Here is a 13333-nt window from a genome sequence, read left to right on the forward strand (position 1 = left end):
TACGGCGAACGGAGCCCGGGGAGCCTTCTTCTCGACCGTCTCGTGGCCCTCGCGCGGCAGCACGATCGTGTCCATGTCCGTCTCCTCCAGCATGGTGTTGCGGTCCCCGGCCTCGGCCGGGCCCGACTCCACCCTCGCCGCGCGGGCGACGAAGACCCCTGCTTCCGCCGCCGGACACGTGGGGGACCGCCCGCCCGGACCAACCGCGACCCGCGCGGCGCCGCCGCGTGTTTGCCCTGGTGGGGCCCGTTGCGCCGGCGTCCGCCAGGGGGCACGCCGAGGCACCGGGGCGTGAGGAGTGCGAAGGCGGGCGGCGGGTAGACGCACGCCATGACCCCGCACCGGCCACCGCCACTCGACAGAGTCCTGCGGGCCGGCCCCATCCAGCAGAGGAGTTCGTCATGCCCCGGGGATCCAGTCCGAAGCGTGAACGGCAGTACGAGCACATCAAGGAGAGTGCGCAGGAGCGCGGTGAGAGCCCGAAGCGGGCGAAGGAGATCGCGGCGCGGACCGTGAACAAGGAGCGGGCCCGCGCGGGCGAGTCCAAGACGGCGAGCAAGAGCTCGACCCAGGACATGTCCTCCGCCAAGCGCGGCGGACAGCGCTCCCACAGCGGATCGGAAGGACCCACGTACGACCAGCTCTACGCCGAGGCCCAGCGCCGCAACCTGCACGGCCGCTCCTCCATGAACAAGGCCGAACTCAAGCGCAAGCTCGGCCACTGAACCCGGCGGGAGGCGCGCATGAACCGGGCCGCGCTGTTCGACGTCGACGGCACCCTGACCGACACCAACCACCTGCACGTCACGTGCTGGTGGGAGGCCCTGCGGCAGGGCGGACACGACGTAGCCATGCACGACATCCACCGCGCCGTCGGCCTGCCCGGCGAGGACCTCCTCGCACATCTGCTGGGCGAGGACCACGACACGGACCAGGACGGCACGCTGACCACCGCGCACGACACCCTCTACGGCACGTACTTCGACCGGCTGCCGCCGCTGGACGCGGCAGCCGACCTGCTGCGCGAGCTGGACCGGCGCGGCTGGCGCGTGGTGCTCGTCACCTCGGCCCAGCAGGCCGAACTCGACGCACTGCGGCGTGCCATCGATGCCGACGACGCCATCACCGCCACGGCCAGCGCCGACGACGTCGAGGAAGGCAAGCCCGCACCCGACCCGGTGCACCACGCCCTCGACCTCGCCGACGCACCCTCGCGCGGCTCCGTCTTCGTCGGCGACACGGTCTGGGACATGAAGGCAGGCACTCGCGCCGGCGTCGCCTGCGTGGGACTCCTGTGCGGCGGCATTCCCCGCTGCGACCTCGAAGGTGCCGGGGCACGGGCCGTGTACCGGCATCCCGCGGATCTCCTCGCCCACCTCGGCGACAGCCCGTTCGCCGACATGGGCCAAGGGCTGTCGAACGCCGGCGCCCCCGGGGCCCTTTTCAGGAGACCGCCGAGGTCGGCAGCTCCCCTGCCACCGGAGGGCCGTCCCCGGCCATGGGGAGGGTGAGGACCATGGTGAGGCCGCCGCCGGGGGTGTCCTCGGCGGTGAGGGTGCCGCCGATGGCCTCGGTGAAGCCGCGGGCGACGGCGAGGCCGAGGCCGACACCGGCGCCGCGCGGGGCGTCGCCGTGGCGCTGGAAGGGCTCGAAGATGCGGTCCTTGGCCTCGTCGGGGACGCCCGGGCCGCCGTCCACCACGCGCAGCTCCACCCGGCTGGCCAGGGCGCTGGCGGCGACGAGGACCGGCCGGCCGGCGGGGCTGTACTTGACGGCGTTCTCGACGATGTTCGCGACGGCTCGCTCCAGCAGGCCGCGGTCGACGGCGACCATGGGGAGCGTCTCCGGGATGTCGAGCTCGACGCTGTCCTCCGGTACGCCGCCCAGCGCCATCGGGACCACCTCGTCCAGGTCGGTCTCGCGGATCAGCGGGACGACCGTGCCGGTGTTGAGCCGGGACATGTCGAGCAGGTTGCCGATGAGGGCGGAGAGGCGGTCGGCGCCGTCCTCGATGCCTTCCAGGAGATCCGCCTTGTCCTCCTCGGACCATTGGACGTCGTCGGAGCGCAACGAGGTGACGGACGCCTTGATGCCGGCCAGCGGGGTGCGCAGGTCGTGGCTGACCGCGGCGAGCAGGGCGGTGCGGATGCGGTTGCCCTCGGCCAGCCGACGGGCCTCCTCGGCCTCGCCGACCAGCCGCTGCCGGTCCAGGACGACGGCTGCCTGGGCGGCGAAGGCCCCGAGGACGCGCCGGTCCTCGGCGGGCAGCACCCGGCCGGACAGGGCCAGGGACATGTTCTCCCCGATCGGCATGTCGACCTCGGCGTCCTCCGGGCGGCCGACGGGGCGATGGCCCACCGCGGCTGCGGTGGTCCAGGAGTCGACCTCGCTCACCCGTTCCAGGAGGGCGACGGAATCCATGGCGAAGGTCTCCCGGAGACGTTCCAGGAGGGCGTCGAGGGAGTCCTCGCCGCGCAGGACGCTGCCCGCGAGGAAGGACAGGACCTCGGACTCGGCGCGCAGACGGGCGGCCTGGTGGGTGCGCCGGGCGGCCAGGTCCACCACGGATGCCACCGAGACCGCCACCCCGACGAAGATCGCGATGGCGACGATGTTGCGGGGGCCGGAGATGGTCAGCTGGTGGAGGGGCGGGGTGAAGAAGTAGTTCAGGAGGAGCGAGCCGACGGCCGCCGAGGCGAGCGCCGGCAGCAGCCCGCCCAGCAGGGCGGCCGCCACGGTGAGGGTGAGGAACAGCAGCATGTCGTTGGCGAGCCCGGGATCGGGAACGCCCTGGCTGAGCAGCAGGGTGAGCAGGGCCGGTCCGGCGACGGCGGTCAGCCAGCCCCAGATGATCCGGGAGCGTCCCAGCCGGGCGCCACGGGGGACCGGGAGGCCGCGGCCCTTGGCCGCCCCCTCGTGGGTCACGATGTGCACGTCGAGGTCAGGGCCCGACTCCCGGGCGACGGTGGCGCTCACGCCCGGTCCGAAGAGGTACTGCCAGGAGCGCCGCCGGCTCACGCCGAGCACGATCTGGGTGGCGTTGACCCCGCGGGCGAACTCCAGGAGGGAGTCGGAGACGTCGTCCCCGATGACGTGGTGGAAGCTGCCGCCGAGGTCCTCGACCAGCGTGCGCTGGACGGCCAGCTCCTTGGGCGATGCCGAGCCGAGACCGTCACTGGCGGCGATGTACACGGCGAGGACCTCGCCGCCGGCGCCCTTCTCGGCCAGGCGGGCGGCCCGGCGGATGAGCTGGCGGCCTTCCGGGCCGCCGGTGAGGCCGACGACGATGCGCTCGCGGGCCTGCCAGGTGGTGCGGATGTTGTGCTCGCCGCGGTATTCGCGCAGGTATTCGTCGACCCGGTCGGCGGTCCACAGCAGGGCCAGCTCGCGCAGGGCCGTCAGGTTCCCGGGGCGGAAGTAGTTGGACAGGGCCGCGTCGACCTTGTCCGGCTTGTAGACGTTGCCGTGCGCCATGCGGCGGCGCAGGGCCTGCGGGGACATGTCGACCAGCTCGATCTGGTCGGCGCGGCGCACCACCTCGTCGGGGACGGTCTCCCGCTGCCGGACCCCCGTTATCGTCTCGACCACGTCGCCCAGCGACTCCAGGTGCTGGATGTTGACCGTGGAGACGACGTCGATGCCCGCCTGGAGCAGCTCCTCGACGTCCTGCCACCGCTTGGCATTGCGGGAGCCGGGGACATTGGTGTGCGCGAGCTCGTCCACCAGGGCCACGGCCGGACACCGCGCGAGGATCGCGTCCACGTCCATGTCGGTGAAGGCGCTGCCCCGGTACTCGATCTCGCGCCGCTCGATCGTCTCCAGGCCGTGCAGCATCACCTCGGTACGCGGCCGGCCGTGGTGCTCGACGAAGCCGACGACGCAGTCGGTGCCCCGCTCGATCCGGCGGTGCGCCTCGGAGAGCATCGAGTACGTCTTGCCGACGCCCGGTGCCGACCCGAGGTAGATACGGAGCTTTCCGCGTCCCATGGTGCCGATTTCTCGTGTGTGCTGACAGGTCTGTGCGCGTGGTCCCGAACCCGTTCCGGCCGGTGACCGGTCACGGTTCGAAGCGGTAGCCCATGCCCGGTTCGGTGATCAGGTACCGGGGGTGGGACGGGTCCGCTTCCAGCTTGCGCCGGAGCTGGGCCATGTAGACCCGCAGGTAGTTGGTGTTCTCGCGGTAGGTCGGTCCCCAGACCTCCAGCAGCAGGTGCCGCTGGGAGACCAGGTGGCCCGGATGGGTGACGAGGATCTCCAGCAGGTGCCATTCGGTCGGGGTCAGCCGTACGGTGCGGTCGCCCCGGTGCACCTTCTTCGCCGGCAGGTCGATGGTGAACCCGTCGGTCGTGATCAGCGTGACGTCGTCGGTCCGCCGCGTCGGATCCGCCTGTCTGCGGGTGGCGGCGCGCAGCCGGGCCAGGAGCTCGTCCATGCTGAAGGGCTTGGTGACGTAGTCGTCCGCGCCCGCGTCCAGTGCCCGGATCTTGTCCTCCGACGTGTGCCGGGCGGACAGGACCAGGATCGGGACCTTGCTGGAGCTGCGCACCCCCCTTATGACCTCGATGCCGTCCATGTCGGGCAGCCCGAGGTCGAGGACGATGACGTCGGGCTTGCGGGCGGCGGCGAGCCGCAGGGCCGAGCCGCCGTCGGACGCCTCCTCGACGTCGAACTTCCGCGCCTGGAGGTTGATCTTGAGTGCGCGGACGAGCTGCGGGTCGTCCTCCACCACCAGCACCCGGGTCATCGGTGTGCAGCCTTTCCTTCGTTCGCGAGCACGGTGAGGGACCGGCGGGGCGCTCGGCGGCATCCGGCGGTGACCGGGAAGCTCCGCGTCCCGCCGACCCTCTCTCCGTACGGGGCGGACCATCAGTTCCTGGTCAGTGCCTTGAGCGCGGTGTTGAGCTCCAGGACGTTGACGCGGGGCTCGCCCATGAAGCCGAGGGTGCGGCCCTGGGTGCTGTCCTTGACGAGCTTCTCCACCCTGGCGACGGTCAGGCCGTTCTTCTCGGCGACCCGGTGGACCTGGAGTCCGGCGTACTCGGGGGAGATGTGCGGGTCGAGGCCGGAACCGGAGGAGGTGACGGCCTCGGCCGGCACGTCCTCGGGCCTGACCTTGTAGGTGGCCGTGGAGTTGTCGGCCACGACGGCGGCCTTGGCGTCGGTGACCCACTTGATCAGCTCTTCGTTGTCGCCGGCCCGGTTGGTGGCACCGGAGAGGACGAGGGAGTACTGCGTGTTGACGCTGTTGGCGCCGAGGCCGTTGGAGGGGCGCGGCTGGAACCACTTCAGGTCAGGCCTGGCGGCCTCTTCGGCGTCGTCCGGGTCCTTCTTCGGCAGGTTGTAGGTCTGGCCGATGAGGGAGGAGCCGACGACGCTGCCGCTCTTGTCCTTGATCTCGGAGCCGTTGGCCTTGTCGTGGAACAGGGCCTGGGCGATCCCGGTGACGGCGAGCGGGTAGAGCACGCCGCAGATCACGGTCAGGACGAGCAGGGCCCGCAGACCCGCCCCGATCAGACGTGCTGTGTTGGACACGGAGGTGTTCATGGCGGTCACGCGATCCCGGGGATGAGGGAGATGAGGAGGTCGATGAGCTTGATGCCGATGAACGGGGCGATCAGGCCGCCGAGTCCGTAGACGGCGAGGTTGCGGCGGAGCATCCTGTCCGCGCTGGTCGGCTTGTACCGCACGCCCTTGAGGGCCAGCGGCACGAGGGCCACGATGATCAGCGCGTTGAAGATGACGGCGGAGAGGATCGCGGACTCGGGGGAGGCCAGGCCCATGATGTTGAGCTTGTCCAGGCCCGGGTAGACCACCGCGAACATGGCGGGGATGATCGCGAAGTACTTGGCGACGTCGTTGGCGATGGAGAAGGTGGTCAGGGCTCCGCGGGTGATGAGGAGCTGTTTGCCGATCTCGACGATCTCGATGAGTTTCGTCGGGTTGGAGTCGAGGTCGACCATGTTCCCGGCCTCCTTGGCGGCGGAGGTGCCGGTGTTCATGGCCACGCCGACGTCGGCCTGGGCCAGGGCGGGGGCGTCGTTGGTGCCGTCGCCGGTCATCGCGACGAGCTTGCCGCCGGCCTGCTCCCGCTTGATGAGGGCCATCTTGTCCTCGGGCGTGGCCTCCGCGAGGAAGTCGTCCACACCGGCCTCTTCCGCGATGGCCTTCGCGGTCAGCGGGTTGTCACCGGTGATCATGACGGTCTTGATGCCCATGCGGCGCAGCTCGTCGAACCGCTCGCGCATGCCTTCCTTGACCACGTCCTTGAGGTGGATGACGCCCAGGACACGGGCACCCTGCCCGTCCTCGACCGCGACGAGCAGCGGGGTCCCGCCGGCCTGCGAGATCGTGTCCGTGAGGGTCTGCGCGTCGTCCGAGACCTCGCCCCCGCGCTCGTTCACCCACGCCATGACCGATCCGGTCGCGCCCTTGCGGACCTTGCGTCCGTCGACGTCCACGCCGGACATGCGGGTCTGGGCGGTGAAGGGGATCCACTCGGCGTGCGACAGCTCGCCCTGGTGGCGCTCGCGCAGCCCGTACTTCTCCTTGGCCAGGACCACGATCGAACGGCCCTCGGGGGTCTCGTCCGCGAGAGAGGAGAGCTGGGCGGCGTCCGCGAGCTCGGCGTCCGTGGCGCCCTTGACCGGGACGAACTCCGAAGCCTGACGGTTGCCGAGCGTGATGGTGCCCGTCTTGTCGAGCAGGAGCGTCGACACGTCGCCCGCGGCTTCCACCGCGCGCCCGCTCATCGCGAGGACGTTGCGCTGCACCAGGCGGTCCATGCCGGCGATGCCGATGGCGGAGAGCAGCGCGCCGATGGTGGTGGGGATCAGGCAGACCAGCAGCGCCGCGAGGACGATCATGGACTGCTCGGCGCCCGCGTAGACCGCGAACGGCTGGAGGGTGACGACGGCCAGCAGGAAGACGATGGTGAGGGACGCCAGCAGGATGTTGAGGGCGATCTCGTTGGGCGTCTTCTGCCGTGCGGCGCCCTCGACGAGGGCGATCATCCGGTCGATGAAGGTCTCGCCGGGCTTGGTGGTGATCTTGACGACGATCCGGTCCGACAGCACCTTCGTACCGCCGGTGACGGCGGAGCGGTCGCCGCCGGACTCCCGGATGACCGGGGCGGATTCGCCGGTGATGGCCGACTCGTCGACCGAGGCGACGCCTTCGACGACGTCCCCGTCGCCGGGGATGGTGTCGCCGGCCTCGCAGACCACCAGGTCGCCGATGCGCAGCTCCGCGCCGGGCACCTGTTCCTCGCCCCGGCCGTCCTGGGTCAGGCGACGGGCGACGGAGTCGGTCTTGGCCTTGCGCAGGGTGTCCGCCTGCGCCTTGCCCCGGCCCTCGGCGACGGCCTCGGCGAGGTTGGCGAAGATGGTGGTCAGCCACAGCCAGGCGGTGATCGCCCAGCCGAACCAGTCCGTCGGATCCTTGATCGCGAGGGCGGTGGTGACCACCGAGCCGATCAGGACGACGAACATGACCGGCGACTTGACCATCACACGCGGGTCGAGCTTGCGGACGGCGTCCGGGAAGGACTTCAGCAGTGCCTTGGGGTCGAAGAGGCCTCCGCCGACGCGGCCGCCGTCGGGCTCGTGTCCGGTGGGGGCGTCCCGGTGCGGGGCTCGGACGGGAGCGGCTGTGACTGTGTCCTTGGCCGGGGGCATGGTGTCCTGCTTCTTTACGTCAGTGGTCATGACGCCAGCCCTTCGGCGAGCGGTCCCAGCGCGAGGGCGGGGAAGTAGGTCAGTCCGGTGATGATGAGGATGGTGCCGACGAGCAGGCCCGCGTAGAGGGGCTTGTCGGTGCGCAGGGTGCCCGCCGTCTCGGGGACGGGCTTCTGCTCGGCGAGGGAGCCGGCGAGCGCGAGGACGAACACCATGGGCAGGAAGCGGCCCAGCAGCATCGCGATGCCGATGGTCGAGTTGAACCACTGGGTGTCGGCGTTGAGGCCGGCGAAGGCGGAGCCGTTGTTGTTGGCGCCCGAGGTGTAGGCGTAGAGGATCTCCGAGAAGCCGTGCGCGCCGCTGTTCGTCATCGAGTTCGCCGGGGTGGGCAGGGCCATGGCGGCGGCGGTGAAGCACAGTACGAGGGCCGGCGTGATGAGGATGTAGCAGGCGGCGAGCTTGATCTCGCGGGTGCTGATCTTCTTGCCCAGGTACTCGGGGGTGCGGCCGACCATCAGCCCGGCGATGAACACGGCGATGATCGCCATGACGAGCATGCCGTAGAGGCCGGAGCCGACACCGCCGGGCGCGATCTCGCCGAGCTGCATGCCCAGCAGCTGGATGCCGCCGCCGAGGCCGGTGTAGGAGGAGTGGAAGGAGTTGACCGCGCCGGTCGAGGTGAGGGTGGTGGCGACCGAGAAGATCGCGGAGGCCCCGATCCCGAAGCGGGTCTCCTTGCCCTCCATCGCCCCGCCCGCGGTCTCGAAGGCCGGGCCGTGGTGTGCGAACTCGGTCCACATCATCAGCGCGGTGAAACCGACCCAGATGATCGCCATCGTCGCCAGGATCGCGTAGCCCTGGCGGAGGTTGCCGACCATCCGGCCGAAGGTGCGGGTCAGGGCGAAGGGGATGACGAGGATGAGGAAGACCTCGAAGAGGTTGGAGAACGGGGTGGGGTTCTCGAAGGGGTGGGCGGAGTTGGCGTTGAAGTAGCCGCCGCCGTTGGTGCCGAGCTCCTTGATGACCTCCTGCGAGGCCACCGCCCCGCCGTTCCACTGCTGCGTGTTGCCGAGGAACTGGCCGACCTCGTGGATCCCGGCGAAGTTCTGGATCGCACCGCAGGCGACCAGGACCAGGGCCCCGACGACGGAGATGGGGAGCAGGACGCGCACGGTGCCGCGTACCAGGTCGGCCCAGAAGTTGCCGAGTTCACCGGTGCGGGAGCGGGCGAAGCCCCGTACGAGGGCCACGGCGACGGCCATGCCGACGGCGGCGGAGACGAAGTTCTGCACCGCCAGGCCGCCGGTCTGCACGACGTGGCCCATGGCCTGCTCGCCCGCGTACGACTGCCAGTTGGTGTTCGCCACGAAGGACGCGGCGGTGTTGAAGGCCTGGTCCGGGTCGATGGAGGCGAAGCCGAGCGAGCCGGGCAGGGACCCCTGAAGCCGTTGCATACCGTAGAGGAAGAGGACGCTGACCGCGGAGAAGGCGAGGACGCCGCGCAGGTAGGCGGGCCAGCGCATCTCGGTCGACGGGTTGGCGCCGATGGCCTTGTAGATCCACTTCTCCGGCTTGTAGTGCCTCTCGGAGGAGTAGACCCGGGCCATGTAGTCGCCCAGGGGGCGGTAGGCCAGCGCGAGCGCGGCGATCAGCGCGAGCAGCTGGAGCACACCAGCGGTTACGGGACTCATATCGGTGCTCAGAACCTCTCCGGCTTGACGAGGGCGAGGATGAGGTAACCGAGCAGGGCGACGGCCACGATGAGACCGACCACGTTCTCGACAGTCACAGCTTGGTCACCCCCTTGGCGATGAGACCCACCAGCGCGAAGACCGCGACCGTGGTGAGGACGAAGGCCAGATCGGCCATCGTGAGCTCCTGATGAAGTGATGAAGTGGAATCGGCCGGAGTGGCCGAGACAGAGCAAACCCCGGGTCGACCCCCGGGTTAAGGGACCTTGACGAGGTCCATACGGGGGCGGGGGAGCCTTTAACGGACTCCATACGGCGATCGCTGTGACCAGCGGCGAAGTGCGGCTTTCATCCCGTCCGGGGCGGGCTCGCGGTGTCCAGCGCCGCGGCGGGGGAGAGCCCGCTGTGGAACCGGTACCCGGACATGTGTGACGCCTCCTGTCCGGTGACATGACCCGTGGTGCCGGAAGCTGTGCCCCTGGCCGCAGTGGAAGCCGCGTGCACGGGCGGCGGCGGCTCGTACGCCGTCGCCAGGTGCCGTCTCGGCCGCCGGACCAGCCTGGTCGCCGCCGCGCCGCTGATCCTGGACTACGTGCTGAACGTCACGGTGTCCGTCACCGCGGGTGTCGCGGCCCTGACGTCCGCCTTCCCGGTCTGTACGGGGGGAGGGTGTGGATCCGCCTGGCCGTGCTGGTCCTGGTCACCGCCGTGAACCTGCGCGGGGTGGTCGATTCGGCCAAGGCGTTCCTCGTGCCCACCGCCGTCTTCGTCGGCTCGATCCTCGCGATGGCCGCCGTCGGCCTGTTCCGGGACGCCCCGGGTCAGCACCGAGTCCGCCGCCGGCCGCGTGTCCGCCCTCGGCGAGGGCGCCACCACCGTGGGTGCCCTGCTCCTGCTCAAGGCGTTCACGGCGCTGCTCGACCGCTTCCCCGCGCTGCGCCCGGAGACCGCGGACATCCACGGGGCGAACTCGTCCACCGGCCCCGAGGGCCGCCCCGCACCGTCATCGAACGACATCTCCGGCGGGGAGGGTGGCACTGCCGACCTCGTGGAGGCGGAGTGCCACCCTCAGGCACGCCTACGCGCCGACGTCCCGGCCGCGGAAGTCGTCCAGGGTCTCCCGCCTGACCAGGAGGCGGGCCGTGCCCTCGTGGACCGCGACCACGGGGGGCCGGCCCACCATGTTGTAGCCGGACGCCATGGACAGCTGGTAGGCACCCGCGACCGGAACGGCGAGCAGATCGCCGGGACGGACGTCGCCGGGCAGGTCCACGTCGGAGGCGATCACGTCCCCTGCCTCGCAGTGGCGGCCCACGACGGTCGTCCTGCGTGCGGCGGCCGTCGACCTGCGGCCGACGAGCCGGGGTGCGTAGCGGACGCCGTACAGGGCGGGCCGCGGGTTGTCGCTCATGCCCCCGTCGACGGCGACGAACACCGTGTCACCGCTGTGCTTGACGGCCAGGACCCGGTACAGGGCGACCCCGGCCGGTCCGACGACGGCGCGCCCCGGCTCGACGAGCAGGCGGGGCACGGCCAGGCCGGCGGCCGCGCAGTCGTGCACGAGTTCGGTACGCAGCCTCCGGGCCAGCGCCATGACGTCGAGGGCGGGCTCACCCGGGCGGTAGGCGATGCCGTGGCCCCCGCCCATGTCCAGCTCCGGCAGGACGACGCCGTTGGTGTCGCGGATGCGGGCCATCAGCCCCACCATGCGGCGCAACGCCACCAGGTACGGCTTGACCGTGGTGATCTGCGAGCCGATGTGGCAGTGCAGGCCCGTCAGTTCGAGCTGAGGCTGTCCGAGGATCCTGGTCACGGCGTGCTGCGCGGACCCGTCGGTGAGGGACAACCCGAACTTCTGGCCGTCCGTGCCGGTACGGATCTTGTCGTGGCCGCCCGCGGAGACGCCCGGCACCACGCGCACCATGACCTTCTGCCGCCCTTCCGGCCCGACGGCGGCGGCGATGCGGGCGATCTCCGAGGAGCTGTCGATCACGATCCTGCCGACCCCCAGCCGGAGCGCGCAGGCGATGTCGCCCGGTGATTTGGCGTTGCCGTGCAGCACGATCCGCTCGGACGGGAAACCGGCCGCGACGGCGAGCTCCAGCTCACCCGCGGAACACACGTCCAGGCCCAGTCCCTCCTCCTGGACCCAGCGCACCACGGCGCGCGAGAGGAAGGCCTTGCCGGCGTAGAGGACTTCGGCTTCCGGGAACGCGCACCGGTACGTGCGGCAGCGGTCACGCACCTCGCCCTCGTCCAGGACGTAGGCCGGCGTGGCGAACCGTTCGGCGATGTCCCGGAGGGGCACCCCGCCGACGGCGAGGTCGCCGTCCGCGAGCCGTTTCGCGGAGGCCGGCCAGACGGACAGGCCGTTCGTGGCCGACGCCGCCTGGGAGACGACTGTCGTGGTCATCGCGTGCTCCCTCTTCCTCAGGCGGTCCGGGCCGCGGTGGCACCCGGCACGGCCGTGCCCGGAGCGGACACCGGCAGACGGCGGCCGGCGGTGGTCCCGGTGACCGCGGGTGCGGTGAAGGTGGGGTCGACGGTCAGCAGGCAGACCCCGAGGGGCTCGGTCATCGACCGCAGGGCGGTCTCGGACAGCCGGATCCAGGGCTGCTCCGCACCGAACACGGCGGCCAACTGCTCCGGGCCGGTGAAGCCGACCGCGGTGCGCGCGCCCAGCGGGGTGCGGAAGAGGCGCACCGCCACCTCCGCCGTTCCCGGCCGGACCGGGACGTACAGGGGTCCGGCCGGGCCCTGTTCCTCAGGCTCCGGATCGTCGTCGTACTGGAACAAGCACATGGGGCCCTCCTCGGGGAACCACGAACGGCAGGTGACGCCCCGCTTGCGGGGAGGCAGTCCGGGGCGCGACACCGAAGCTATCCCCCGATCCGCACACCCGTGGCCGGGCCCTGACGGGACCTTGACGTCCGCCGGCCGGTTCCATACGGCTCGCTGACGGCTCCGACCGGAGGGTCCTGGCGGCCTTCGCCGCACATGAACGGCCCGGCTGAGCCGCCTCGTCGAGAACCTCCTGGACATGAGCCGGCTCCGGGCCGGCGCTCCCGCCGTGGACACCCGGAGCATCGAGCGGGCCCGGCCGTGCCGGCGGATCCACCGCTGCTCGAACGCGTGGTGGCCAACCCGCTCGACAACGCGGTCCGGCACACCCCGCCCGGACGGCGGGTACTGCCGACGGCCGGTCACTCCAAGCCGGAGACCTTGAAGACGGTGTGAGCCGTCTTCCGGTCGATGCGCCTCGCCAGCTGGCGCAGGGCGGTCGCCCCGCACAGCAGCGTGCCGCGCTGGACGGAGACCTGGGCGTCCGCGTCGAGATGCCGCCACATCGCGGGATTGCGTACGAGGACCCTCGGGTCGATCTCGACCCGGTTGCCTTCCGTGTCCCGGAGGATCATCCGCTGTGACACCCCGTCGGACCAGCGGACCGAGACGAGCGAGTCGGTGCGGACGCCGTGCTCCACCAGCAGTCCGCGGGCGCTGAGCCAACCGGGCCGCGTGGAGACCCGGAGCGGCAGCAGGATCACGAAGACGAGGGCGGCCAGGCCGGTCCAGAGGGCTCCGCGGGTCATGTCGAGCCGGCCGGCGCCGGCGTCCGTCCCGATGAGGGCGGTGAGGAGCAGGGAGGCGACGCCGATCGCCGATCGTCTCTCCCCGGCCCAGTGGGTGTCCTGCGCGATCGGGCCAAGAGGCTCCGCGCGACCGGTTCGAGTGCCGGTCGGGGGCGGGGTGATACGGCGTCCCATGAGAACGACGGTAGGACCGGCCGGATCTCCGGCCGCGCGTCTTGACGGACTGCTGACGCCGTGGCGACGGCATCCTGACGGGGCGCCCGCGTCCGGCTCACACCGGCACCAGGCCGGGAGCCGTGCCCTGGGGGGGGGGGGGGGGGAACCGAGGATACGGAAACCCGCGGGAAGACGTAGAAGCCCCGCCCCCCACTATTCTTTT

The 13333-nt window shown here is 71.1% G+C and carries 11 protein-coding genes and 2 pseudogenes; 4 read left to right on the forward strand and 9 right to left on the reverse strand.

The features are described from left to right. Positions 1 to 401 precede the first annotated feature (401 nt). Positions 402 to 725, forward strand: coding sequence for a plasmid stabilization protein (locus tag ACZ7IF_RS05950; RefSeq protein ID WP_470963723.1), 324 nt, complete (start codon positions 402 to 404; stop codon positions 723 to 725). 18 nt (positions 726 to 743) lie between these two features. Continuing rightward, complete coding sequence (locus ACZ7IF_RS05955) at positions 744 to 1511, forward strand: HAD family hydrolase (RefSeq protein WP_470963726.1); 768 nt, start codon at positions 744 to 746, stop codon at positions 1509 to 1511. Here ACZ7IF_RS05955 and ACZ7IF_RS05960 read toward each other — a convergent pair. The 6 genes from ACZ7IF_RS05960 to kdpF all read right to left on the reverse strand — a co-directional run bounded on the left by ACZ7IF_RS05960 (position 1444) and on the right by kdpF (position 9462). Then, entirely contained in the window at positions 1444 to 3987 is a 2544-nt protein-coding gene (locus ACZ7IF_RS05960; protein WP_470963729.1) for a DUF4118 domain-containing protein, read from the reverse strand. The two genes, ACZ7IF_RS05955 and ACZ7IF_RS05960, sit on opposite strands and share 68 nt — an antisense overlap. A gap of 70 nt (positions 3988 to 4057) precedes the next feature. Next, complete coding sequence (locus ACZ7IF_RS05965) at positions 4058 to 4744, reverse strand: response regulator (RefSeq protein WP_470963732.1); 687 nt, start codon at positions 4742 to 4744, stop codon at positions 4058 to 4060. Between the two features lie 122 nt (positions 4745 to 4866). Further along, positions 4867 to 5544 carry a potassium-transporting ATPase subunit C gene (locus ACZ7IF_RS05970; protein WP_470963735.1) on the reverse strand — a complete coding sequence of 226 codons (678 nt, stop codon included), beginning with the start codon at positions 5542 to 5544 and terminating at the stop codon, positions 4867 to 4869. 5 nt (positions 5545 to 5549) lie between these two features. Further along, on the reverse strand, positions 5550 to 7703 hold the full coding sequence (kdpB, locus tag ACZ7IF_RS05975; protein ID WP_470963738.1) for a potassium-transporting ATPase subunit KdpB: 2154 nt from the start codon (positions 7701 to 7703) through the stop codon (positions 5550 to 5552). Then, on the reverse strand, positions 7700 to 9364 hold the full coding sequence (gene kdpA / locus ACZ7IF_RS05980; RefSeq protein ID WP_470963741.1) for a potassium-transporting ATPase subunit KdpA: 1665 nt from the start codon (positions 9362 to 9364) through the stop codon (positions 7700 to 7702). The genes kdpB and kdpA overlap by 4 nt, the downstream gene beginning before the upstream one ends. 8 nt (positions 9365 to 9372) lie before the next feature. Further along, positions 9373 to 9462: a K(+)-transporting ATPase subunit F gene (gene kdpF, locus ACZ7IF_RS05985; RefSeq protein ID WP_470963743.1), complete on the reverse strand. Its 90-nt coding sequence runs from the start codon at positions 9460 to 9462 to the stop codon at positions 9373 to 9375. Between the two features lie 389 nt (positions 9463 to 9851). Between kdpF and ACZ7IF_RS05990 the strand changes: the two are divergent. Continuing rightward, positions 9852 to 10277, forward strand: a pseudogene (locus tag ACZ7IF_RS05990) (amino acid permease); the annotation flags it as partial. A 165-nt stretch (positions 10278 to 10442) separates the two neighbouring features. On the opposite strand, the gene lysA reads toward ACZ7IF_RS05990, so the two are convergent. Both lysA and ACZ7IF_RS06000 read right to left on the reverse strand, forming a co-directional pair. Beyond that, positions 10443 to 11777 (reverse strand): diaminopimelate decarboxylase, encoded by a 1335-nt coding sequence (gene lysA / locus ACZ7IF_RS05995; RefSeq protein ID WP_470963746.1) that lies wholly within the window; start codon positions 11775 to 11777, stop codon positions 10443 to 10445. Positions 11778 to 11794: 17 nt separating this feature from the next. Next, positions 11795 to 12166, reverse strand: coding sequence for an SAV_915 family protein (locus ACZ7IF_RS06000; RefSeq protein ID WP_470963749.1), 372 nt, complete (start codon positions 12164 to 12166; stop codon positions 11795 to 11797). Between the two features lie 202 nt (positions 12167 to 12368). On the opposite strand from ACZ7IF_RS06000, the pseudogene ACZ7IF_RS06005 reads away from it, so the two are divergent. Beyond that, positions 12369 to 12565, forward strand: a pseudogene (locus tag ACZ7IF_RS06005) (hypothetical protein); the annotation flags it as partial. A gap of 2 nt (positions 12566 to 12567) precedes the next feature. Here ACZ7IF_RS06005 and ACZ7IF_RS06010 read toward each other — a convergent pair. Next, the gene (locus ACZ7IF_RS06010) at positions 12568 to 13128 is read right to left on the reverse strand and encodes a hypothetical protein (RefSeq protein ID WP_470963752.1); all 561 of its coding nucleotides are present in this window, start codon (positions 13126 to 13128) and stop codon (positions 12568 to 12570) included. Positions 13129 to 13333: the final 205 nt, after the last annotated feature.

Source organism: Streptomyces sp. NPDC037421, assembly GCF_055602105.1.